Genomic DNA, 24,220 nt, shown 5'->3' with positions numbered 1-24,220 from the left:
GAAAGTGGCTTGCGCGTCGCGGCTTTTGAACCAGGGCGGACAGCGGTGCGACCTGGCTTACGAATGGCTCTCGAATTCGTCCTTCTCGTCGCCGAAGCCGTGCATATAAAGCGCCCATTGCAGGCCGATGACAGCGCCCTTGACCGGCTGCAGCAGCGCGACGGCCAGAATGATGGTCAGCGGCACCCAGATCAGCGCGTGCTGTAAGTTCGACAGCGTGGTGGTCGCCTCCACTGCCATGAAGGAGCCAACCACGATGTGGCCGACGATGACAATGACCAGATAGGCAGGCAGGTCGTCCGCGCGATGGTGATGCAGTTCCTCGCCGCAGACCTCGCATTTGTCCACGGATTTCACGAACGCGCGGAACAACTTTCCCTTGCCGCAATGCGGGCAGCGACCGAGCAAGCCGCGCTTGATAGCTGTCCACAGCGGGCGGGCGACGCGGCCCGAATGATGCTCGCCACCGAAAACCTGTTCTTCCACCTGGAAGTTGCCTGGCATTACCGTCTCCTGCCGCGCGGTCCGACGCGCGATTGCGACGCTCGGGCGCGACCCTTGGCCTTGTGGAACGACCGCCTCGAGCCGGGCAGGGGCTTCGGGTCGGTCAGCATCTCGAAGCGCATCGCGCCGGCCATCGGCGCGACCTCGACCAACCGGACCTCGACGCGGTCGGCAAGCTGGTAGCCTTTGCCGGTGCGTTCTCCGAAGAGCGATCGGGCGGTTTCGTCGTAGATATAGTAGTCGCCGCCCAGAGTTGACACCGGAATAAAGCCGTCGGCGCCATACTGCGGCAATTGGACAAAGAGCCCCGCCTTGGTGACGCCGGAAATGCGGGCGTCGAATGTGTCGTTGACGCGCTCGGCGAGATAGGCGGCGATCAGCCGGTCGACTGTGTCGCGCTCGGCGGCCATGGCGCGGCGTTCCGTGGCGGAGATCAGCGCGGCGACTTCTTCCAGCCGGTCCGCCTCCTGCTGCGTCAGGCCGCCTTGCCCCAGACCAAGCGCCGAGATCAGCCCCCGGTGCACGATCAGATCGGCATAGCGGCGGATCGGCGAGGTGAAATGCGCATAGCGCCGGAGGTTGAGCCCGAAATGGCCGATGTTCTTCGGCGAGTACTCGGCCTGGCTCTGCGAGCGCAGCACGACTTCATTGACCAGCGCCTCGTTGTCGGCGCCGCGCACCCGTTCCAGAATGCCGTTGAACTGGCTGGGCCGCATCTGCGCGCCGCGCGCCAGGGACAGGCTGAGCGTCTGCAGGAAGTCGCGCAGCGATTCCTGCTTGGCAAGCGACGGCGCGTCATGGATGCGGTAGACGAGGGGCTCTTTCTTGCCCTCCAATGTCTCGGCGGCCGCGACATTGGCCTGGATCATGAACTCCTCGATGAGCTTATGCGCATCGAGACGCTCCGGCACCACGACCCGGTCGACGGTGCCGTCGGGCTTCAGCAGGATCTTGCGTTCCGGCAGGTCGAGTTCAAGCGGCTGCCGGGCGTCGCGGCCGCGCTTCAGCACCGAGTAAGCATCCCAAAGCGGCTTCAGGACGCTGTCGAGGATCGGCCGCGTCTTGTCGTCGGGGACGCCATCGATCGCCGCCTGCGCCTGCGGATAGGCGAGCTTGGCCGCCGATTTCATCATGACGCGGTGGAAGGAATGCTTGAGCTTGCGGCCTTCCGAGGAGAAAGTCATGCGCACGGCGATCGCCGGCCGGTCCTCGCCTTCGCGCAGCGAGCACAGATCGTTCGAGATGCGTTCGGGCAGCATCGGCACGACGCGGTCCGGGAAATAGACGGAATTGCCACGCTTCAACGCTTCGCGATCGAGCGGCGTGCCGTAGCGGATATAGGCGGCGACATCGGCGATCGCCACGGTGACGACGACGCCGCCGGGATTCTTCTCGTCCGTATCGGGCGCGGCGAAGACAGCGTCGTCATGGTCCTTGGCGTCGGCGGGGTCGATGGTCACCAGCGGCAGGTCGCGCCAGTCCTCGCGGTGAGCAAGCGTGGCCGGCTTCACCGCCTCGGCCTCGGCAGTCACGTCCGCCGGAAAGACATGGGGAATGTCATGGGCGTGGATGGCGATCATCGAGACCGCCTTCTCGCTGGTGAGCGACCCCAGCACCGCCAGCACCTTGGCGCGCGGCAGGCCGAAGCGCGAAGCGCGCGCCGGCTCGACCTCGACAAGGTCGCCGTTGCGGGCGCCGTTCTGGAATTCCTTGTCGACGATCAGTTCCGGCTGACGCCGTTCGACAGGCTCGATGCGGAACGTGCCGTCCTTCAGCACGCGGAAGACGCCGAGCACCGCGTCGCTGCGCTTCTCGAAGATCTTCATCACCCGGCCGGTATAGGCAGGGCCTGACGGATCGTCGGTCGGGAAGGTCTTTGCAAGCACGCGGTCGCCAATGCCGGGCGCGGGGCCGCTGGCACCGCGCGAAATGCGGATGGCAATGACAGGCGGCGAACCGGCGCCGGTATATTCGCTCGGATTGGCCAGGAGCACGCCGTCGTCATCGCGGCCGAAAATGTCGAGCACGGCGACGTGCGGCACGGCGCCGGCGCGGGTGAGGCGCTTGCGCTCCTTGTTGAGCAGACCCTCATCCTGCAGGTCGCGCAGCATGTCTTTCAGCCAGACGCGATCCTCGCCGCGCAGGGCAAAGGCCTTGGCGATTTCGCGCTTGCCGGAACGGTCGGGATTTTCGGCGATGTAGCGCAGGATCTCGTCGCGCGAGGGCCGATAGTCGTCCTTGACCTTGGCTCTGGTGTCGGCGTGGCGCGGATCGCCGTGGCTTCTTCCGGAGATCCTGCGCGCCACGTCCTGCTACCCCTTCTTCGCCGCCCTGCGGAAGGGCTTCTTGCCGCCCCCGCCCTTGGCTTCCTTTTCGGCGATCAGGGCGAGCGCCTCTTCCATCGTCACCGATTGCGGGTCCTTGCCCTTGGGCAGCGTCGCATTGACCTTGCCGTAATTGACATAGGGCCCGTAGCGGCCGTCGCGCACGACGATCTTACCGCCGCCGTCGGGATGGTCGCCAAGCTCCTTCAGCGCCGCCGGCGTGGCGCCGTTGCGGCCGCCCCTGCCCTTCTGCTGCTTCTCGGCGATCACCGAGACGGCGCGGTTCAAGCCGATCGAGAACACGTCGTCGATGCTCTCCAGATTGGCGTAGGTGCCGTCGTGCAGCACGAACGGGCCGTAGCGCCCGAGGCCGGCAGAGATCATCTTGCCGGTTTCAGGATGTTTTCCGACATCGCGCGGCAGCGACAGAAGCGCCAGCGCCTTCTCATGGTCGATCGACTCGGGCGTCCAGCCCTTGGGCAGGCTGGAGCGCTTGGCTTCCTTGCCTTCGCCGCGCTGGATATAGGGGCCGAAACGGCCGCTCCTCAGCGTGATTTCCTCAGCGGTGTAGGGGTCCTTGCCGAGCAGCTTGACGCCGTCCTCGCCATTGCCGTTCTCGCCATTGGGGTTGGCGGCGTCGCCGAGCTGGCGGGTGTAGGAGCACTCCGGATAGTTCGAGCAGCCGACGAAGGCGCCGAACTTTCCAAGTTTCAGTGACAGGTTTCCGGTGCCGCATTTCGGGCAGATGCGCGGGTTGGAGCCGTCCTCGCGCTCCGGGAAGACAAGCGGCGCGAGCTCTTCGTTGAGCGCATCGAGCACGTCGGTGACACGCAGCTCCTTGATGTCGTCGACGGCGCCGGAGAAATCCTTCCAGAAATCGCGCAGAACGTCCTTCCAGGCGAGCTTGCCGTCGGAAATCTCGTCGAGCTTCTCCTCGAGCGATGCGGTGAAGTCATATTCGACGTAACGCTCGAAGAAACTCTCGAGGAAGGCCGAGAGCAGCCGGCCCTTGGCCTGCGGCACCAGCTTGCGCCGGTCGATGGTGACATAGTCGCGATCCTCGAGCGTCTTCAGGATCGCGGTGTAGGTCGACGGCCGGCCGATGCCGAGCTCTTCCAGCTTCTTGATCAGCGACGCTTCGGAATAGCGCGGCGGCGGCTCGGTCGTGTGCTGGGTGGCGTTGATCGCCTGGCGGGCGAGCTGCTCGCCGGAGCGGATCTCGGGCAGGCGGCGGCTCTCCTCGTCCTCCGCGTCCTCGTCCTTCTGGTCGGTATAGGCGGCGATGAAGCCATCGAAGCGGACGACCGAACCGATCGCGCGCAGCTCCGCGGTACGGGCGCCGTTGACCGCCTCGATCTCGACCGTGGTGCGCTCGATCTCGGCCGGCTGCATCTGGCTGGCGATGGCGCGCTTCCAGATCAGCTCGTAGAGACGGGCCTGGTCGGCGTCGAGATATTGCCGGACGGAAGCCGGCGTGCGCCGGAAATCGGTCGGGCGAATCGCCTCGTGCGCTTCCTGGGCGTTCTTGGCCTTGGTGGTGTAGAAACGCGGCTTTTCCGGCAGGTATTTCGCGCCGAATTCGCTGACGATGGCGTTACGGGCGGCCTCGATCGCCTCCGGCGCCATCTGCACGCCGTCGGTTCGCATATAGGTGATGAGGCCGGCGGTCTCGCCGCCGACATCCATGCCTTCATAGAGCTTTTGCGCTACCTGCATGGTGCGCGTCGCCGAGAAGCCGAGCCCGGAGGAGGCAGCCTGCTGCAGCGTCGAGGTGGTGAAGGGCGGGCCGGGATTGCGCTTTGTCGGCTTGGCCTCGACCGACAATGCCTTGAAGGTCGCGCCTTCCAGCATCGCCTTGATGTCGTCAGCCTGCGCCTTGTTGGCGATATCGAGTTTTTGCAGCTTCTTGCCGGCAAAGGCGGTCAGCCGCGCTTCGAAACTGTCGTTACGCGGCGTGTTGAGGATGGCCGCGATCTGCCAGTATTCCTCGCGGATGAAGCGCTCGATCTCGGATTCGCGGTCGCAGACGAGGCGCAGCGCCACCGACTGGACGCGGCCGGCGGAACGGGCACCCGGCAGCTTGCGCCACAGCACGGGCGACAGCGTGAAGCCGACGAGATAGTCGAGCGCGCGGCGGGCGAGATAGGCGTCGACCAGCGGCGCGTCGATCTGGCGCGGGTTGGCCATCGCGTCGAGCACCGAGGCCTTGGTGATGGCGTTGAAGACGACGCGGCTGACCGGCTTGTCCTTCAGCGCGCGCTTCTGCTTCAGGACTTCCAGCACATGCCATGAAATCGCCTCGCCCTCACGATCCGGGTCGGTGGCGAGGATCAGGCCGTCAGCGTCCTTGACCGCCTTGGCGATGTCGGCGAGGCGCTTGCCGGACGCCGTGTCGACCGACCAGGACATGGCGAAGTCCTCGTCAGGGCGCACCGAGCCGTCCTTGGCCGGCAGATCGCGGACATGGCCGAACGAGGCCAGAACCTTATAGTTCTTGCCCAGATATTTGTTGATTGTCTTCGCCTTGGCCGGCGATTCGACGACGACGACGTCCATGAGGTCTCTTTAATCAGCTGTGAGGTGGCGGAAGAACTCCGCGACGCACGACGAAATCCCACTCTTTTCGTCGCTCACATGGCCGTGCTTTTGCAATCGGTCAAGGGGAAGCGGCCAATTTGGGAAGCGGCCGCCGACGATACACTCTTAGAGTGTATGGCAAGGATCACATTTTTGGCGAAGGAGGCGTGGGCGCGCCGAACCGGTGGTGACCGGCGGAAAGATGACTGGCTGCCGGATCAAGGAACCCGGCAGCCGGATCGCTCGATGAGGCGAGCTCAATCTGCCTTGACGACGTGCCAGGCTCCGGCAACGCCTTCGCCGGTCATGTCGCCGGCCTTCTTGTCCTTGACGAAGGTGTAGACCGGCTTGCCGTCATAGGCCCACATATGGGTGCCGTCGGTGCGCTTGACGACAGACCATTCGCCTTCGGTCTTCGCGCTCGCCTTGGCTTTCAGCGGCGGCCAGTTGGCGGCGCATTTGTCATAGCAGTTGGACTTGCCCTTCTCGTCCTTGTCGAAAGTATAGAGCGTCATGCCCTTGGCGTCGGTGTAGATCTTCGTGCCGCCAACCTCGGCTTCCTTCCAGGCTTCCGCGGCCTGGGACGCGGCGGTGCCGAGCAGAAGGGCGGCAAACCCGAGTGCGATCGTTTTCATGCTGAATCTCCCTGAGAACAAGCGCGCGGCGATCGCGCGCTCATTTGGTCAACGTGTTGGGAAGCATGTTTCTTCCTGCGGCGAAGCGGCGACGCACCACACAATGGTGATTGGCAGGGGCGTGCCCGCATCGCTATATCGACCCCAGCACAATCGAGACTCATTGGATGGCATTGGACATCGGCTATGTCAGCGCGGTCGGGGCGGGAGCGATCTCGTTCCTGTCACCTTGCGTGCTGCCGCTGGTGCCGCCCTATCTCTGCTACATGGCCGGTGTCTCGGTCGACGATTTCCGCGGCAATGCCGGCATCACGGCGCGCGAGGGCACGCGCGGCGCGCTGCTTTATGCATCGCTTGCTTTCGTGCTCGGCTTCTCCACGGTGTTCGTCGCGCTCGGCGCCGGTGCCTCGACCATCGGTAGGCTGCTGCGCGTGTGGCAGGAACCGCTGGCGATGGCGGCGGGCGCGCTGATCATCATCATGGGGCTGAACTTCCTTGGCATATTGCGCATCCCGCTGCTTTCGCGCGAGGCGCGTTTCCAGTCGCAGGGCAAGCCCGCAAACATGGTCGCCGCCTATGTCATGGGATTGGCCTTCGCTTTCGGCTGGACGCCCTGCATCGGCCCGGTGCTGGGGCCGATCCTGACCTTGGCCGGCGGGCGCGAAACGGTGGGTGAGGGCGCGCTGCTGCTCGCCGCCTATTCGCTCGGGCTCGGCATTCCGTTCCTGATCGCGGCGCTGTTCTCTGGCGCTTTCATGCGCTTCCTCGGCAAGTTCCGCGTCCATCTCGGCCGCGTCGAGAAGGGGATCGGCGCGCTGCTGGTCGTTGCCGGCGTGTTTTTCCTCACCGGCGGCGTGCAGAGCGTCTCCTACTGGCTGCTCGAGAATTTCCCGGCGCTGGGGCGGTTGGGGTAGGCTGCCATTTTATGCGCGACGATCACTCCGGCACGCCGGCGATGCCCAAGGCCTCGACGTAACGCTCGCCGAACACCTTGTCCTGCCATGGGTTGATCTGTCTCTGCAGGGTGAGCGTGAAGGTCGGGAACGCCTCCATCAGCCGCCGCGCCGCCGCCCGCGCCTCCTCCAGCCGGTTGAGTTTGACCAGCGCCATGATCACCACCCGGTGCGAGGACCCGTAATTCGGCATCTCGTGCAGCGCGCGTTCTCCCCATGCCAGCGCTTCCTCGTAGCGCTCGAGCATCAGGTAGCTCATGCCGATGCCCGAGAGCGCGATGCCCTTCTCGGGATCGACCGGGCTCAGCCGCATTGCCCTGTGAAAATGCTCGATTGCGACGAGCGGGCGGCCGGAATGTGCGTTGACCCAGCCGCAGCTCGTATGGCCCTGCGCCGAATTGGGATTGAGCCGCAGGGATCGTTCGATAGTGGCCAGCGCCATCTCGTAGTCCTTCGCGCTGTAGGCAATCACCTGCGCGGCGAAGCGCAGGCTCGTGGGGTCGTCGCGCGCTTCCGCCAATACCTCGCGCGCCATGCGCGTGGCGACTCTGGTATCGTCGGGCTCGTGCCAGCACTGGCTCACGGAGATGCTGCGGATATAGGCGCCGAGTGCCTTCGCCAAGTTGAAGCCAGGGTCAATGCTGAGCGCCTCGTTGGTGAGCCGACGCACGTCGGCAAAGCCTTCGCGGGTCATGCTGTAGAAGCGCGGCAGCGCGCGAAGGTAGAGGTCGTAGGCGCTCATGTAGTCGGTCGGCTTCATGCGCGCCTGCTTGATCTCCTCCAGCCGGATGCTTGGCTCGACAGCGCCGACGACGCTCTCGGTCACCTTGTCCTGCAGGTCGAAGATGTCACACATGTCGCCCTCGAAGCGGTCGGCCCAGACATGGTGCCCGCTGATCGCGTCAACCAACTGCCCACTGATGCGGACCCGCGAACCTGCTCTGCGGATGCTGCCTTCGAGCACGTAGCGGACGCCCAGCTCGCGCCCGACCTGGCGCAGGTCTACGGCGCGGCCCTTGTAGGTGAAGGACGAGTTGCGGGCGATCACGAAGAAGGAGTCCACCCGGCTCAATCCCGTGATGATGTCCTCCACCAGCCCGTCGGCGAAGTATTCCTGGTCGGGGTCACCGCTCATGTTGGTGAAGGGCAGAACCGCGATCGAAGGTTTCTCGGGCAGGGGAGGCGGTGCGGCACTGGCGTCGGCCTCGACGCGGTAAGCGCGCACCGGCCGCTCGATGTTCTTGAGGCGCAGGTCGCCAAGCGGCGTGAAGCCGCAGTCGAGCTTGCCCTGAAGGTGGTCGTAAGCGGTACCCGAGACGACCACTGTGCCTGGATCGGCGACGCTTTCGAGGCGGGCGGCGATATTGACCCCGTCGCCGTAGATGTCACCGTCCTCCTCGCAGACCACGTCCCCGAGATTGACGCCGATGCGGAAGCGAATCCGCTCTTCCTCGGGCGTCTCCGACTCGTGCTCCGCCAAGGCCTGCTGGATTGCCATCGCCGAGGTCACCGCGTTAACGACGCTCGCGAACTCACACAGCATGCCGTCGCCGGTGAGCTTGACGACCCGACCGTGGTGCTCGGAGACCAGCGGTTCGAGGAGATCCTTGCGGTAGGTCTTGAGCCGCTCGAGCGTGCCACGTTCGTCGCGCTCCATCAGGCGCGAGTAGCCGACCACGTCGCAAGCCAGGATCGCTGCGAGGTGGCGCTGCGTGCTCGGCCATACGCCTGCACGCGGGCCGCCCCGCGTCCATGTCCTGCCAACTTCCAGACGCGCCGCGCGCATGGTATCCACCTCTCCCAGTCTCCGCCGATATGGAACGGAAACGCAGCTTACCCTTGCCTTCACGAGAATTCGCTATCCCGCTTTCGAGGCGTGGAGCGTTCGAGTCGCCCCCGCCAACAGAGAACCGACGACACGCTCGCGGCCTCCGCCGATGCTGACACAGCACTCCCAGCAGGCCGGGGATATTTCCTGACCTATGTAACCGGCTGACGCCACCGCGGCGGTGCTTTTGTATCTGGAACCTCACCGGACATCCGCGCTTGGAGACTTCGCTCCGCCGTCTCACCGGAATTTAACCGCATTGGTGCAGCATCACGCCGCTGCTAGCATGCATTGATTCAAACCATTTCATACGGTTGCCACCCATGAGCCAGAGATCCTGCCTGTCCGTTATCCTCGCAGCCGGCGAGGGCACGCGCATGAAAAGCGCGATGCCCAAGGTGCTGCATGCCATTGCCGGCCTGCCCATGGTGGCGCATGTCGTGAAGGCCGCCGAGGCGGCTGGGGCCACCGGCCTGGCGCTGGTGATTGGCCACGGCGCGGAGGAAATGCGCAAGGCAGCACAGAAATTCGCGCCCAAGGCGGAGACTTTCGTGCAGGAGAAGCGGCTCGGCACCGCGCATGCCGTTCTGGCTGCTCGCGAAGCGATATCAAAGGGTTACGACGACATCCTCGTCATGTTCGGTGATACGCCTCTGATCGATGCCGGAGCGCTGGCCGCCGCGCGGCAGAAGCTGGCGGCGGGTGCCGCCGTCGTCGTCATCGGCTTTCGACCGCCGAGCCCGACCGGCTATGGCCGGCTGATCGAAAAGGGCGGCCATCTCATCGCCATCCGCGAGGAAAAAGACTGCTCCGACGAGGAGAAGAAGATCGGCTTCTGCAATGCAGGCATGATGGCTGTGGCGGGCAAGCATGCGTTGCGGCTGCTCGACAAGGTCGGCAACAAGAACGCCAAGGGCGAATACTACCTCACCGACATTGTCGAGATCGCCGGCGCTGAGGGGCTCGACGTGGTGGCTACGGAAGCGAGCTTCGAAAATGCTCTCGGCATCAACAACCGGGCCGAGCTTGCCGAGGCGGAATCGATCTGGCAGGCGCGCCGGCGGCGCGAGGCGATGCTGTCGGGCGTGACGCTGATCGCGCCCGAAACCGTCTATTTCTCGCACGATACCGAGATCGGCGCCGACACGATCGTCGAGCCGAATGTCTGGTTCGGGCCGGGCGTCAGAATAGCCTCGGGCGTCAAGATCCACGCTTTCAGCCATATCGAGGGCGCTTCGATTGCGTCCAATTGCGATGTCGGGCCGTTCGCGCGGCTGCGGCCGGGCGCAGACCTTCGCAACAAGGCAAAGGTCGGCAATTTCTGCGAGGTCAAGCAGGCGACGATCGAGGAGGGCGCCAAGGTCAACCACCTGACCTATATCGGCGACGCGCGGGTGGGTGCGAGCGCGAATATCGGCGCCGGCACCATCACGTGTAATTACGACGGCTACTCCAAATTCTTCACCGATATCGGCGAGGGCGCCTTTGTCGGCTCGAATTCCTCGCTGGTGGCGCCGGTCACGATCGGCAAGGGCGGCTACATTGCGTCCGGCAGCGTGATCACCGAAAACGTGCCGGACGACGCGCTGGCCTTCGGCCGCGCCCGCCAGAAGACGATCCCCGGCAAGGGCAAGGAATTGCGCGAGCGCTTCGCCTCGGCCGCGGCGGCGAGGAAGAAAGCTGCGGCGGAATAGCGTTTCAGGCGGCGCCTTCGGTAGCCTTGCCGAAACTGGCTGTCACCTCGATCCTGCCGACGATCGCCTTGTTGAATTGAGGCAGGTCCTCGGCGGGTATCCAATATTCGAGATGCGCCTTGCTGCCAGCGTGCTCGACCCGGTAGCCGTTGAGAAAGCTCTTCAGGACCTCAAAGCGGGTGACGAAGCCGGAGCCGCTCGCCGGAACATTCCAGTCGCGGGCGATCTGGACCGCATAGGCTTCGGTCAGCACTGGATAGAAAATCGGCTGGTCGGGCAGGCGCGGCGGAAATTCGCGCATGCCCGAAGCCTTGATCAGTTCCAGTTCCTTCGGTCCAACCGGACGCCAGAGTGTCGTGGTGGCTTCGCTCATGGCCGGACATTTAGCTAGATCTTGCTGAAAAGAGAACCAAATGCCTGAAAAGGCGAACAATCGCAGTAACTGGATTGCAAGCGCCGTCTGGCATGGTGCATGGAGCAAAAGACCGTCCCGCTGACACGGAACGAAACGCAAAGTGACTTTCGCGGCAGGCCGGCAACCCCTAGATAACGCCGGGTTTTCCGCTGGGAATCGGGGGTTATCGCATGTGCGGTATCGTTGGAATCGTCGGCCATTCACAGGTCGCGCCACTCATCGTCGACGCGCTGAAGCGGCTCGAATATCGCGGGTACGACTCGGCCGGCGTCGCCACCATCGAGAAGGGCGAGCTTGGCCGCCGCCGCGCCGAAGGCAAGCTCATCAATCTCGAACGCCGACTGAAGGACGAGCCGCTCGACGGCACGATCGGCATCGGCCACACGCGCTGGGCCACCCATGGCGTGCCCAACGAGACCAATGCGCATCCGCATTTTTCCAAGGGCGTCGCCATCGTCCACAACGGCATCATCGAGAATTTCGCCGAGCTGCGCGACGAACTCACCCGCGACGGCTACAAATTCGCTTCGCAGACCGACACCGAGGTCGTGGCGCATTTGGTGGCGCGCGAGCTTGCCAGGGGGCTGAAGCCGGTGGAGGCCGCGCATGCGGCGCTTAAGCGGCTGTCTGGCGCGTTCGCGCTGGCGATCATGTTCCAGGGCGACGAGGATCTGATCGTCGGCGCCCGCAACGGTCCGCCTCTGGCCGTCGGCCATGGCGATGGCGAGATGTTTTTGGGCTCGGACGCGATCGCGCTGGCGCCCTTCACCAACTCGATCACCTATCTCGAGGATGGCGACTGGGCGGTGGTGCGCCGCAACGGGGTCGCGATCTACGACATCGACGGCAACAAGGTCGATCGCAAGCGCCAGCAGTCGCTGTCGACCAGCTTCATGGTCGACAAGGGCAATCGCCGGCATTTCATGGAAAAGGAAATCCATGAGCAGCCGGAGGTGATCTCGCACACGCTGGCGCATTATGTCGACTTCGTCTCCGGCAAGTCGAAGCCGCTCGACCTGCCGTTCGACTTCGCCAGGATCGGCCGGCTGGCGCTTTCGGCCTGCGGCACCGCCTATCTTGCCGGACTGATCTCGAAATACTGGTTCGAGCGCTATGCGCGGCTTCCCGTCGATATCGATGTCGCCTCGGAGTTCCGCTACCGCGAAATGCCGCTGTCAGCCAACGACGCGGCCTTCTTCATCTCGCAGTCGGGTGAGACCGCCGACACGCTCGCCTCGTTGCGCTATTGCCGCCAGGCCGGCATGAAGATCGGCGCCGTGGTCAATGTGCGCGAATCGACCATGGCGCGCGAATCCGACGTCGTGCTGCCGACGCTTGCCGGCCCGGAAATCGGCGTCGCCTCGACCAAGGCTTTCACCTGCCAGCTGTCGGTGCTGGCGGCGCTGGCGGTGCGCGCGGGCGTGGCGCGCGGCACCATCTCGCCCGATGAGGAAAAGCGGCTGGTGCGCGAGCTTTCCGAAGCGCCGCGTTTCGCCACCCAGGTGCTGAAGCTCGAGGAGCAGATCGAACGCATCTCGCGCGAGCTGTCGCGCTACAAGGACGTGCTCTATCTCGGCCGCGACACCAATTTCCCGCTGGCCATGGAAGGGGCGCTGAAGCTCAAGGAAATCTCCTACATCCACGCCGAGGGCTATGCCGGCGGCGAGCTGAAGCACGGGCCGATCGCGCTGATCGATGAGAACATGCCGGTGATCGTGATCGCCCCGCATGACCGCATCTTCGAAAAGACGGTGTCGAATATGCAGGAAGTGGCGGCGCGCGGCGGCAAGATCATCCTGATCACCGACGCCAAAGGCGCCGCGCAGGCCGGCATCAAGACGATGGAGACGATCATCCTGCCCGACGTCCCGGAGATCATCTCGCCGATCATCTACGCGCTGCCGATCCAGATGCTCGCCTATTTCACCGCCGTGTTCATGGGTACCGACGTCGACCAGCCGCGCAATTTGGCGAAGTCTGTGACGGTGGAGTAACGGTCAGGGCAATAGCATATGGGCTTATTGCGAATGCCAACACGACGCCGTCATCCTCGGGCTTGTCCCGAGGATCCGCCGTCGCACGCGGATAGAGCGCGATCAGTTCGGAGAGGCCAGTAGATCCTCGGGACAAGCCCGAGGATGACGGCGTCGAGGCCTGCAGGCTATCCGAACTCCCAGAGCCATATGCGATGGCCCCTGGAGCAGCGGGGTATGCGGCCTTCTTAACAAGGGCATTCTTTAAAAACTTCGCAGTTCCAAAGCGGCTCGCGGTTCATTAATCTTGCAGCGCAACATGCGCCGCGGTGAACCCATGTCCGACGCCCTGAAGACTTCTGGCATGACCCGGCTGAGGAACTATTTCCTGACCGGCTTCGTCGTCTGCGCGCCGCTGGCGATCACCGCCTATATCGCCTGGTCGCTGATCGGCTGGGTCGATTCCTGGGTGAAGCCCTACATTCCGGCCCGCTACAATCCCGACACCTATCTGCCGTTCCCGGTTCCGGGCTTCGGGCTGATCGTGGCGCTGGTGCTGATCACGCTGATCGGCTTTCTGACGGCCAACATCGTCGGCCGCGCCATCGTCAATTTCGGCGAGCGGCTGCTTGGCCGCATGCCGCTGGTGCGCGGCATCTATGGCTCGCTGAAGCAGATTTTCGAGACCGTGCTGTCGAACAAGGGCGACATGTTCCGCCAGGTCGGCTTGGTCGAATATCCGCGCAAGGGAGTCTGGTCGCTGGTCTTCGTCGCCAGCGAGAAGGAAACCGAGATCAACCAGAAGCTCGACCAGGAAGGCGATCCGCTGATCGCTGTGTTCATGCCCTGCACGCCGAACCCGACCACCGGTTTCCTGATGTATGTGCACAAATCCGAGATCGTGCTGCTCGACATGTCGATCGAGGACGGCGCCAAGCTGATCGTCTCGGCCGGCATGGTGGCGCCTGAAGTCAAGGCCAAGCTGGTGACGCTGAATGGTGAGCCGGTCGAGGGCGGCCTTGCCAATCCGCCGCTTGGCGCTCAGCCCGCGCGCAGCAGCCGTACTGCTTCGTCGCGGCCGAACAGGTAGAGCAACAAGCGCAACGCCTCGCCGCGTTCGGACTGCAGTTCCGGGTCGCGCGACAGGATCAGACGCGCATCGTCGCGTGCTGCCTCCAGCAGGTCGGCATGGAATTCGATCCGCGCGACCTGGAAGCCGGGCGTGCCGGACTGACGGGTGCCGAGCAATTCGCCTTCGCCGCGCAGTTTCAGGTCTTCCTCGGCGATCTTGAAGCCGTCCTCGGTCTCGCGCATCACCGAAAGCCGGCGTTTGGCCGTTTCGCCGAGCGGGTCCTTGTAAAGCAGCACGCAGGAGGACGGCTTGTCGCCGCGCCCGACGCGGCCGCGCAACTGGTGCAACTGGGCAAGGCCGAAGCGCTCCGCATGCTCAATCACCATGATGGTGGCGTCAGGCACGTCGACACCGACTTCGATGACGGTGGTGGCGATCAGGATGCGCGTCTCGCCGTCCTTGAAGGCGCGCATCGCTTCATCCTTCTCCGCGCCCTTCATACGGCCGTGCACGAGGCCTATCCGGTCGCCGAACAGCGGTTTCAGCGAAGCAAAGCGATCCTCCGCCGACATCAGTTTTATTTCCTCGGATTCCTCGACCAGCGGGCAGATCCAGTAGATTTTTTGCCCCTCCGCAACCGCATCGCGCATGCGACCCACCAATTCGTCCAGCCGCTCCATCGGCAGGGTCACGGTGCGTATCGGCTGGCGGCCGGCGGGCTTCTCGGTGAGCTTCGAGACGTCCATGTCGCCGAAGGCGGTCAGCACGAGCGTGCGCGGGATCGGCGTCGCCGTCATCACCAGCATGTCGGGCGCGTCGCCCTTGGCGGTAATCGCGAGGCGCTGGTGGACGCCGAAGCGATGCTGCTCGTCGATGACGGCGAGCACAAGGTCGTGGAATGTCACCGTCTCCTGGAACAGCGCATGCGTGCCGACGACGATGTCGATCGCGCCGCTGGCAAGACCTGCAAGCGTCTCAGTGCGCTCGCGGCCCTTCTCGCGCCCGGTGAGGATGGCGAGGCGCAAGCCGACTTTCTCGGCCAGCGGCGCGATGGTCGCCAGATGCTGGCGCGCCAGGATTTCGGTCGGCGCCATCAGCGCCGCCTGGCCGCCGGCCTCGACCGCGCGCGCCATGGCAAGCAGCGCCACCACCGTCTTGCCGGAGCCGACATCGCCCTGCAGCAGGCGCAGCATGCGTTCGGGATCGGCAAGGTCGGCGTTGATCTCGCCGAGCGCGAATTCCTGGCTGGGTGTCAGCTTGTAGGGCAGGGCCGCGCGCAGCTTTTCGACGATGCGGTCGTCGCCGATGAGCGGCCGGCCCGAGAGGCGGCGAATTCTGGCCCGCACCAGCGCCAACGAAACCTGGCCGGCCAGCAACTCGTCATAGGCGAGGCGACGCCAGGCCGAGCCTTCGACCGCAACGTCGATCGGGTCCTTCGGATAGTGGATGCGGGCAAGCGCATCGCCGAAGAATGGGAAGGTGTGGCGGCGCATGAAGGCGTCATCCTGCCATTCCGGCAGTTCCGGCAGGCGTCCGAGCGCCTGGCCGATGGCGCGGCGCAGCACCTTGGCCGACAGGCCGGCGGTGAGCGGATAGACCGGCTCGACCAGCGGCAGCCCCTCGGCCTCGTCGATCGGCGCGATGTGGTCGGGATGGACCATGGTCGGGCGGCCGTTGAACCACTCCATGCGGCCGGAGATCACCACACGCTCGCCTTCGGGAAGCATCTTCTGGAGATAGGCGGCATGGGCATGGAAGAAGGTCAGCGCAACCTCGCCAGTGTCGTCATGGGCGTATACGCGGTACGGCACCGACCTGTTGCCGCGCGGCGGCGGCTGATGGCGATCGACCCGCACTTCCAGCGTGACGATCTGGCCCTCGGCCGACAGCGCGATGCCGGGCCGATTGCGGCGGTCGATCACGGTATTGGGCAGCAAGAACAGAAGATCGGCGGCGCGCGCAGCGCGATCGCCAAGGTCGGCCGGCACGACACGCTCGATCAGCAAGCCGACCTTCGGGCCGACGCCGGCGAGCGAGGTGATCGGAACGAACAACGGGTCAAGGATGGTGGGACGCATCGTGTCAGCTTATGTCGCGACGGCTGCAGCGCAAAGGCTGACACCGGTCTCTATCCACGCTATATGCGCCGCTTCGAACAAGGATAGCGTGCCATGACCGGAACACAGCGATCAAGCGAGGGGTTGGATGCCCGCCGCCGCAAGCTCCTGTTCCGCTCCTGGCATCGCGGCATGCGCGAGATGGACCTGATCCTCGGTTCCTTCGCCGACGCCGAGATCGGCGCCTTGACCGGCGATGAAATCGACCAATATGAGAGACTTCTCGAAATTCCAGACACCGAATTTTTCCCGATGGTCACCGGTGAGCGCCCGGTTCCGCCCGATATCGAGTGCGCGGTGCTGCGGAAAATCATGGCGTCGCGCCGGACCATGACATTTTGAAAAACGCATATCCATGAGCCTCATTCCTTCCATCGGCCTGCCCAAGGGCCGCGCCGGCCAGTTCATCGTCGACGGCGTCGCCGACGGCTACGAAGCCTTCGCCCTGGTCCAGACGGCGCAGGAAATCGCGCCCGACAAGCCGGTGCTGTTCGTTGCGCGCGACGGCCAGCGGTTGCCGGCAATCATCGAAGCGCTTGCTTTTGCCGCGCCGGGCCTGCCGGTGCTGGAACTGCCGGCCTGGGACTGCCTGCCTTACGATCGCGTTTCGCCAGGAGCGGACGCCGCGGCGCGACGGCTCGACGCGCTTTCCGCCATGATCGCACTGGCGAAGAAGCCGCATCGCGCCGTGATCCTCACCACCGCCAATGCGCTGTTGCAGCGTATCCCGCCGGCGGAGTTGATCGAAGCGCAGACCTTCCATGCCAGGCCCGGCAACCAGATCGACATGAACGCGCTGATCGCGCGGCTGGAGACTTCCGGCTTCGAACGCGTGCCGACCGTGCGCGGGCTTGGCGAGTTCGCGGTGCGGGGCGGCATTCTCGACCTCTTCGCGCCCGGCTGGAGCGAGGCGCTCAGGCTCGACTTCTTCGGCGACACGCTGGAATCGATCCGTGTCTTCGACGTGGCGACACAGCGCACCACCGGGCAACGCAAGTCGATGTCGCTGCAGGCGATGAGCGAGGTGGCGCTGACGCCCGAAACGATCAGCCGCTTCCGCCGTTCCTATATCGAGGCTTTCGGCGCGCCCTCGCGCGACGACGCGCTCTATGCGGCGGTGAGCGAAGGCCGGCGCTTCGCCGGCATGGAGCACTGGCTGCCCTTCTTCTATGAGCGGCTGGAGACGGTGTTCGACTATCTGCCGGATGCGCCTGTCGTCTTCGACCATCTGGCGCATGAGGCGCTAGCCGAACGTCACACCCTGATCCTCGACCATTACGAGGCGCGGCGGAAGCAGGCCGACAGCGCGCTGAAGGACGCCGTGCCCTACAAGCCGGTGGCGCCGGACCTGCTTTATCTGTCGCCGGAGAACCTCAAAGCCTCGCTCGGGCCCCGCGAGGACATCGACTTTACAGTCTTCGATGCCCCGGATGTCGGAGGCAAAAAGGTCTTCCATGCCGGCTCGCGGCACGGCCGCAGCTTTGCCGAGGAGCGCGCCGACCCGAACATCAACGTGTTTGACGTGGTGGTGAAGCACATTGCCGATGAGCGCGCCGCGCGTCGCCGCGTCATCGTCGCCGGCTGGACGGAGGGCTCGCTCGACCGGCTCGGCCAGATCCTGGCTGAACATCATCTCGGCAATCTGAAAACGGTCGCGACGCTTGCCGAGGTCGAAAAGCTCGAACCCGGGCAGGCAGGCCTTGCCGTGCTGCCGCTCGAGTCCGGCTTCGAGACCGACGACATGGTGGTCGTCGCCGAGCAGGACATTCTCGGCGACAGGCTGATCCGGCGTTCGAAGCGCAAGAAGAAGGCTTCCGATTTCATTGCCGAAGCTTCGTCGCTGTCTTCCGGCGACATCGTCGTCCATACCGACCACGGCATCGGCCGCTTCATCGGCCTGCGCACCATCGAGGCGGTCGGCGCGCCGCATGACTGTCTCGAAATCCACTATGCGGGCGACGACCGCCTGTTCCTGCCGGTTGAAAACATCGAGCTTCTGTCGCGCTACGGCTCGGATTCGGCCGAAGCGACGCTCGACAAGCTCGGCGGCGGCGCCTGGCAGGCGCGCAAGGCGCGGCTGAAGCGGCGCCTGCTCGACATGGCCGGGCAGCTGATCCGCATCGCGGCCGAGCGGCAGATGCGCTCAGCGCCAACCATGATCCCCACCGAAGGGCTCTATGGCGAGTTCGCCGCGCGCTTCCCCTATGAGGAGACCGACGATCAGCAGACCGCGATCGATGCCGTGATGGACGATCTCAGCGCCGGCAAGCCGATGGACCGGCTGGTCTGCGGCGACGTCGGCTTCGGCAAGACGGAAGTGGCGCTGCGCGCCGCCTTCATCTCGGCGATGGAGGGTTTTCAGGTCGCGATCGTGGTGCCGACGACGCTTCTGTCGCGCCAGCATTTCAAGACCTTCTCGCAGCGTTTTTCCGGCCTGCCGATCCGCATCGCGCAGGCGTCACGCCTGGTCGGTTCCAAGGAGCTGGCCGAAACGAAGAAAGGCATTGCCGAGGGTACGGTCGATATCGTCGTCGGCACGCATGCGCTGCTCGGCAGCTCGATTTCGTTCAAGAATCTCGGCCTGCTGATCATCGACGAGGAGCAGCATTTCGGCGTCAAGCACAAGGAGCGGCTGAAGGATCTCAAGTCCGACGTGCACGTATTGACGCTGTCGGCGACGCCGATCCCGCGCACGCTGCAGCTGGCGCTGACCGGCGTGCGCGAGCTGTCGCTGATCGCCACGCCGCCGGTCGACCGCATGGCGGTGCGCACCTTCATCTCGCCCTTCGATCCACTGGTCATCCGCGAGACGCTGCTGCGCGAGCGCTATAGAGGCGGCCATTCCTTCTATGTCGTGCCGCGCATCAGCGATTTGGCCGAAATCCATGATTTCCTGAGGGAATCGGTGCCGGAGCTGAAGGTGGCGGTAGCGCATGGCCAGATGCCGCCGGGCGAGCTCGACGACATCATGAACGCCTTCTATGACGGCCAGTACGACGTGCTCCTGTCGACCACCATCGTCGAATCCGGCCTCGATATCCCGACGGCAAACACGCTGATCATCCATCGCGCCGACATGTTCGGCCTCGCCCAGCTTTACCAGCTGCGTGGCCGCGTCGGCCGCTCGAAGGTGCGCGCCTATGCGCTGTTCACGCTGCCGGCCAACCGCAAGCTCACCGACACCGCCGAGCGCCGGCTCAAGGTGCTGCAGTCGCTCGACACGCTGGGCGCCGGCTTCCAGCTCGCCAGCCACGACCTCGATATCCGCGGCGCCGGCAATCTGCTCGGCGAAGAGCAGTCGGGCCATATCAAGGAGGTCGGTTTCGAGCTCTACCAGCAGATGCTGGAGGAGGCGGTGGCGGAGGTGAAGGACACCGGCGAGGTTCAGGACGGCGGCTGGTCGCCGCAGATCGCGGTCGGCACCGCCGTCATGATCCCGGAGAGCTATGTGCCCGACCTGCAGCTCCGCATGGCGCTCTACCGGCGCCTCGGCGACCTCGAAACCACCGAGGAGATCGATGGCTTCGGCGCGGAGCTTGTCGACCGGTTCGGGCCGCTGCCGGAAGAGGTGACGCATCTGTTGAAGATCGTCTTCATCAAGGCGCTCTGCCGCAAGGCCAATGTCGAGAAGCTCGACGCCGGCCCCAAGGGCATCGTCATCCACTTCCGCAAGCGCGAGTTCCCCAATCCGGTCGGGCTGGTCAAGTTCATCGGCGAGCAGGGCTCGCTGGCCAAGATCAGGGCCGACCACAGCGTCGTCTTCATGCGCGACTGGCCGAACGCCGAAAAGCGCCTGGCGGGATCGGCCGTGGTGATGACGCAACTGGCCCGGCTGGTCGACAAGGCCGCGTAAGTACTGCGTTGGGCGCCGGTCGCAGCCGTCGAGGCCCTTGCAAGGAAATAGTAACCTACCTGCAAAGATCGGATGCATTTGCAAGACCTGCGACGATTGGGTCTATTGCAGTATTTTCACGCGATGTTTGAATTGGTCCTGCAAATCGTCGCTGCAGGGGAAATCCATGAACCCGCAAACCTTCGATGAATACTGGCTCGGCTACCTTGCCGGTCATTCGAAACCATCAACCCGCTTTATCCATTACCTCGGCCTGTTCTTTGCGCCGATCGTCGGGGTCGCGGCATCTTTTCTAGTGGTCTGGTGGGCTTTTCTGGTCATCATCCCGGTCTTCTACCTTGCGGCTCTGTTCACCCATCCATTGCTTGAGCACAACAGCAACAAGCCTTTCGCGGAACGGCCTTTGTGGAGTGCCATTGCACTGCTTCGCATGCTCGCGCTCGATTTGACGGGCGGTCTCGGCCGCCAGTTGAGACGACTGAACGAAGCCGGCAGATAGGCATGGAAACGGCGGTTGTCGCTGCTTGTTCGGCTGTGCTTTTGCTTGGGGCCGGATTTCATGTCTATTGGGGTTTGGGCGGCCGCCTCGGCGCCGGCGTTTCGCTGCCCCAACGCGAGGACGGCAGCCCGGCGGTGAAGGAGACGGCCGCCGGCGCCCTGCTGGTCGGTCTGGTTCTGGCGCTGGTCTTTCTGCTCGTTCTTGGCTTCGCAGGCCTGATTCAACTGCCGGTGGCGCACTGGCTATTGAAGACAGCAATTATCCTGTGGTCGGCGATATTCACCCTGCGGGCACTGAGCTGGTCGAGATATTTCGGGCTGTTCAAGCGCGTAAAAAACACGCGTTTCGCCAAGTATGACAGTCTGCTCTATAGCCCATCATGTCTTTTGCTGGGACTGGGCTTGTTCCTGCTCGCGCTGAGGGACACAGCATAGCGAGGCGGCGGAAGCATTCGCCACCACTGAAAAACCCGGCTAGAATAGGCAGTCGGCTTCGTGTAAGGAGCCGCGACCTCGTATCGAGGCTGAAATGGCGGGCAAGGAACGTTCGCCGGTTTGTTTTGACGCAATTCCGATGGAAATTTGAGACTTTCCCGGACTTGCTCCTAAAGGGCGTTTGGGTGCAGCGATGACGAAATGGTCGCCGAATTCGTGGAGAACAAAGCCGATCAAGCAGGTCCCGGCCTATCCGGATCCTGCCGTGCTCAAGGCGACGGAAGCCCAGCTCGCTACTTTCCCGCCGCTGGTTTTTGCCGGTGAGGCGCGCAAGCTGAAGAAGCAACTGGCGGCGGTCGCCGCCGGGGAGGCCTTCCTGCTCCAGGGCGGTGATTGCGCGGAAAGCTTCGCGGAGCATGGCGCCGACAATATCCGCGACTTCTTCCGCGTCTTCCTGCAGATGTCGGTGGTGCTGACCTTCGCCGGCGCGCAGCCGGTGGTGAAGGTCGGCCGCGTCGCCGGCCAGTTCGCCAAGCCGCGCTCGTCCGACAACGAGACCAAGGCCGGCGTGACGCTGCCGAGCTATCGCGGCGACATCATCAACGGCATCGAGTTCGACGCCAGGTCGCGCATTCCGGATCCCGCGCGGCAGGAGATGGCCTACCGCCAGTCGGCCGCGACGCTCAACCTTCTGCGCGCCTTCGCGCAGGGCGGCTATGCCAGCCTGGAGAACGTGCATCGCTGGATGCTGGGCTTCGTTGCCGACAGCCCCCAGGGCGAGAAATACGGTGCGCTTGCCAACCGCATCACCGAGACGATGGAATTCATGCGCGCTGTGGGCATCACGTCGGAAACTAATTTCGCGCTGCGCGAGACGGATTTCTACACCAGTCACGAGGCATTGCTGCTCGGCTACGAGGAAGCGCTGACCCGTGTCGATTCCACCTCCGGCGATTGGTACGCGACCTCGGGCCACATGATCTGGATCGGCGACCGCACCCGCCAGCCCGACCATGCCCATGTCGAATATTGCCGCGGCATCAAGAACCCGCTTGGCCTGAAATGCGGACCTTCGCTGACGCCGGATGGTTTGCTGGAACTGATCGACCTGCTCAATCCCGAGAATGAGCCTGGCCGGCTGACGCTGATTGCGCGCTTCGGCTCCGACAAGGTGGCCGAGCACCTGCCGAAGCTGGTGCGGGCAGTAAAGAAGGAAGGCCGCAGCGTCGTGTGGTCGTCCGATCCAATGCATGGCAACACCATCGAGGCGGCCGGCTACAAGACGCGGCCGTTCGACCGGATTCTCAAGGAGGTGCAGACCTTCTTCGAGGTGCACCGCGCCGAAGGCACGCATCCGGGTGGCATCCATGTCGAGATGACCGGCAAGAACGTCACCGAATGCACGGGGGGCGCCCGCGCCATCACGGCCGAAGACCTGCAGGACCGCTATCATACCCATTGCGATCCGCGCCTTAACGCGGATCAGGCGATCGAGCTCGCCTTCCTGGTCTCGGACCTGCTCAAGAAGAGCCATCCGATCCAGCACAAGCAGGTCGCCAACGCCTGAGCAGCGCTTGGTGCTTGATCATTGGAGGCGCCGGCGAAACCGGCGCCTTTTCAATTCAGGCGGATGGATCAAGCTTGGCCGATCATTCCGGGTCGGGCGGCCCGGGCGGGTCTCCCGGGAAACTGGCCCTGCCGGGCGGAATGACGGCAAAGTTGATCTCCAGGGGCGGCGCCCTGAGCGACCAGTCGAAAGACACCGTCTTGACCGGCAAGCCGCCGATCCAGGCCAATTGCTGCGGACTGAGTGGCCAGCCTTTCGGCCATACCAGCAGCATTCCCTGATCCCGCAGGCGCTGGTCGGTGATCCACGGAGCGAGGCGCCTGTCGAGCATCGTGAAGATGGAAGGCTGGTCCGCGGCTTCCAGTCCGCCGAGCCTGGCCACGCCGTCTTCGCCGCCGACGATGCCCAACGGCCCGGGCACCGCTTCATGCCATATAGCCTCGGCCGTCCGTGAAATCGACTGCGCCGGCCAGCACATCGGCTGCAGGCGACCGCGGACGTTGCAGCCGGTCCAGCGGGTGACGGCGTAGGCGCTCGATACGGCGACCACGCATAGCAGCGCCAGCACCGTCAGCCGGCGCAATTCCGTCGCTCCCAGCCGGTGGCCCAGGAGCGCGATCGCCAGGGCGCCCACGAGATTGTACATCGTCGCGCCCCAGGATTCGCCGGTGCCTGTGAACAGCGAGGCGATCATGATGAGGAGCGCTGGCCCCAGGCCCATCCATGCCAGGTAGATGACCGCGCGTCGCTCGGGAGCCGGGTGGGGCTGCAAGGGTTCCCGCGCGGGGCCTGCTCGCCGCCGCAGCAGGCCGGAAAGAGCAAGAACGACGGGAACAGCGGAAAGCCCGGCAAGCTGAACGCCGATATAGTAAAGCCGGGCGCGGTGGGCGAGAACCCACTCGTTGCGGTGCGCGGCGTAGGTCAGCGGCAGGAAATCGAATCGGAAAAGCTCGACCGCCAGCGGCGCCGCGATGCCAAGGAAAACCGCAAGGCCAAGCCACGGCCACGGGGTGGCGAGCCGGCTCCGGGCACGGCTATCGTATAAGAGCCAGATGCCGCCGAAAGCCAGCAGCAAGGCCGTCGAGAACTTGGCGTAGAGTCCCAGGCCGGAGACGATGCCGAGGGCGAGCCACCAGCCAGGCCGTCCGTCGCGCGTCGCGCGCCACAATAGCCATGAGATGCCGGCCCAGAAGGGCATCTGCGCATAGTCGTGGTTGAATTGCGGGGTCGGCCAGCCAAAGAAATAGATCGCGGGCATCAGCAACACCGCGGCGAGAGCGCGGGTCGAACCCATGATGTCGCGCGCCAGAAGATAGACCAGGACGAATGTCGTCGAGATCAGCAGTTGCGAAAGCATATATTGCGGCCAGCGGAACGAGCCGGTCAGGAGATGGCTGATCTCGAGCAGCCAGCAGGGCAACTGCGGATGCTTATAGGTCAGCAGAACCCATTCGCGGCCCCACATGAATCCCTCGACGACATCATATGGCGGCCCAACGTTGACGAGCGCCGGCATGACGGTCCAGCAAGCGACCTGGGTGAGGCACAAAAGTGCTAGCAATCGCCATGGGTGCCGGACGAGGCCGTTCCAGATCGAAGGCGGATTGCCTTGCGCGGTGGCTGCCGCCGGCCAAAGATGAACGGATTCGCTGGTTCTCGACATGCGGGCCTAAAATCACACCGGTGGACTTCCGAATAGTCCGATAGCAAAAGCTTACGAAAATGTATGCTGCCGCAACATTGTAAAACCAAGATTGCGATGGAACCCGTCGCCG

17 protein-coding genes are annotated in these 24,220 nt (G+C 64.3%); 9 read left to right on the top strand and 8 right to left on the bottom strand.

The window, feature by feature from the left end:
* Nucleotides 1-57: 57 nt before the first annotated feature.
* The 4 genes from CK230_RS00255 to CK230_RS00240 all read right to left on the bottom strand — a co-directional run bounded on the left by CK230_RS00255 (nt 58) and on the right by CK230_RS00240 (nt 6,040).
* The gene (locus CK230_RS00255; protein WP_095815227.1) at nt 58-504 is read right to left on the bottom strand and encodes a DUF983 domain-containing protein; all 447 of its coding nucleotides are present in this window, start codon (nt 502-504) and stop codon (nt 58-60) included.
* Complete coding sequence (gene rnr / locus CK230_RS00250; RefSeq protein ID WP_095815226.1) at nt 504-2,810, bottom strand: ribonuclease R; 2,307 nt, start codon at nt 2,808-2,810, stop codon at nt 504-506. The genes CK230_RS00255 and rnr overlap by 1 nt, the downstream gene beginning before the upstream one ends.
* A 6-nt stretch (nt 2,811-2,816) precedes the next feature.
* The gene (gene topA, locus CK230_RS00245) at nt 2,817-5,384 is read right to left on the bottom strand and encodes a type I DNA topoisomerase (protein ID WP_095815225.1); all 2,568 of its coding nucleotides are present in this window, start codon (nt 5,382-5,384) and stop codon (nt 2,817-2,819) included.
* Between the two features lie 278 nt (nt 5,385-5,662).
* Nucleotides 5,663-6,040 carry a hypothetical protein gene (locus tag CK230_RS00240; RefSeq protein WP_095815224.1) on the bottom strand — a complete coding sequence of 126 codons (378 nt, stop codon included), beginning with the start codon at nt 6,038-6,040 and terminating at the stop codon, nt 5,663-5,665.
* A gap of 167 nt (nt 6,041-6,207) precedes the next feature.
* Between CK230_RS00240 and CK230_RS00235 the strand changes: the two genes are divergently transcribed.
* A complete protein-coding gene (locus CK230_RS00235; protein WP_095815223.1) occupies nt 6,208-6,954 on the top strand; it encodes a cytochrome c biogenesis CcdA family protein in 747 nt (248 codons plus the stop codon).
* A gap of 22 nt (nt 6,955-6,976) precedes the next feature.
* On the opposite strand, the gene CK230_RS00230 is transcribed toward CK230_RS00235, so the two are convergent.
* Entirely contained in the window at nt 6,977-8,779 is a 1,803-nt protein-coding gene (locus CK230_RS00230) for an adenylate/guanylate cyclase domain-containing protein (RefSeq protein WP_095815222.1), read from the bottom strand.
* A gap of 365 nt (nt 8,780-9,144) precedes the next feature.
* Between CK230_RS00230 and glmU the strand changes: the two genes are divergently transcribed.
* Nucleotides 9,145-10,515, top strand: a complete 1,371-nt coding sequence (glmU, locus tag CK230_RS00225) for a bifunctional UDP-N-acetylglucosamine diphosphorylase/glucosamine-1-phosphate N-acetyltransferase GlmU (RefSeq protein ID WP_095815221.1) — start codon at nt 9,145-9,147, stop codon at nt 10,513-10,515.
* 4 nt (nt 10,516-10,519) lie between these two features.
* Here the strand turns inward: glmU and CK230_RS00220 are convergent, their stop codons facing one another.
* Nucleotides 10,520-10,888, bottom strand: coding sequence for an ADP-ribosylation/crystallin J1 (locus CK230_RS00220; RefSeq protein ID WP_095815220.1), 369 nt, complete (start codon nt 10,886-10,888; stop codon nt 10,520-10,522).
* 212 nt (nt 10,889-11,100) lie between these two features.
* Here CK230_RS00220 and glmS point away from each other — a divergent pair, with 212 nt between their 5' ends.
* Together glmS and CK230_RS00210 are read left to right on the top strand one after the other, a co-directional pair.
* The gene (glmS, locus tag CK230_RS00215; protein ID WP_095815219.1) at nt 11,101-12,924 is read left to right on the top strand and encodes a glutamine--fructose-6-phosphate transaminase (isomerizing); all 1,824 of its coding nucleotides are present in this window, start codon (nt 11,101-11,103) and stop codon (nt 12,922-12,924) included.
* A 316-nt stretch (nt 12,925-13,240) separates the two neighbouring features.
* Nucleotides 13,241-13,993 carry a DUF502 domain-containing protein gene (locus tag CK230_RS00210; protein WP_095815218.1) on the top strand — a complete coding sequence of 251 codons (753 nt, stop codon included), beginning with the start codon at nt 13,241-13,243 and terminating at the stop codon, nt 13,991-13,993.
* Here the strand turns inward: CK230_RS00210 and recG are convergent.
* Nucleotides 13,945-16,053 carry an ATP-dependent DNA helicase RecG gene (gene recG / locus CK230_RS00205; RefSeq protein WP_095815217.1) on the bottom strand — a complete coding sequence of 703 codons (2,109 nt, stop codon included), beginning with the start codon at nt 16,051-16,053 and terminating at the stop codon, nt 13,945-13,947. The genes CK230_RS00210 and recG overlap by 49 nt on opposite strands.
* Before the next feature lie 93 nt (nt 16,054-16,146).
* Between recG and CK230_RS00200 the strand changes: the two genes are divergently transcribed.
* The 5 genes from CK230_RS00200 (at nt 16,147) to CK230_RS00180 (ending at nt 22,445) form a co-directional block, all read left to right on the top strand.
* Nucleotides 16,147-16,434, top strand: a complete 288-nt coding sequence (locus tag CK230_RS00200) for a succinate dehydrogenase assembly factor 2 (protein ID WP_095815216.1) — start codon at nt 16,147-16,149, stop codon at nt 16,432-16,434.
* Between the two features lie 13 nt (nt 16,435-16,447).
* The gene (gene mfd / locus CK230_RS00195; RefSeq protein ID WP_095815215.1) at nt 16,448-19,945 is read left to right on the top strand and encodes a transcription-repair coupling factor; all 3,498 of its coding nucleotides are present in this window, start codon (nt 16,448-16,450) and stop codon (nt 19,943-19,945) included.
* A 166-nt stretch (nt 19,946-20,111) separates the two neighbouring features.
* Nucleotides 20,112-20,444 (top strand): Mpo1-like protein, encoded by a 333-nt coding sequence (locus CK230_RS00190; protein ID WP_095815214.1) that lies wholly within the window; start codon nt 20,112-20,114, stop codon nt 20,442-20,444.
* 2 nt (nt 20,445-20,446) lie between these two features.
* Nucleotides 20,447-20,878, top strand: a complete 432-nt coding sequence (locus CK230_RS00185; protein ID WP_095815213.1) for a DUF3995 domain-containing protein — start codon at nt 20,447-20,449, stop codon at nt 20,876-20,878.
* A 193-nt stretch (nt 20,879-21,071) separates the two neighbouring features.
* Nucleotides 21,072-22,445 (top strand): 3-deoxy-7-phosphoheptulonate synthase class II, encoded by a 1,374-nt coding sequence (locus CK230_RS00180; RefSeq protein ID WP_095815212.1) that lies wholly within the window; start codon nt 21,072-21,074, stop codon nt 22,443-22,445.
* An 82-nt stretch (nt 22,446-22,527) separates the two neighbouring features.
* Here the strand turns inward: CK230_RS00180 and CK230_RS00175 are convergent, their stop codons facing one another.
* Complete coding sequence (locus CK230_RS00175; RefSeq protein WP_095815211.1) at nt 22,528-24,108, bottom strand: glycosyltransferase family 39 protein; 1,581 nt, start codon at nt 24,106-24,108, stop codon at nt 22,528-22,530.
* Nucleotides 24,109-24,220: the final 112 nt, after the last annotated feature.

The sequence above is a fragment of the Mesorhizobium sp. WSM3859 genome (assembly GCF_002295065.1).
Lineage (GTDB): Bacteria > Pseudomonadota > Alphaproteobacteria > Rhizobiales > Rhizobiaceae > Mesorhizobium.
This window is presented reverse-complemented; position numbering and strand designations above follow the sequence as displayed.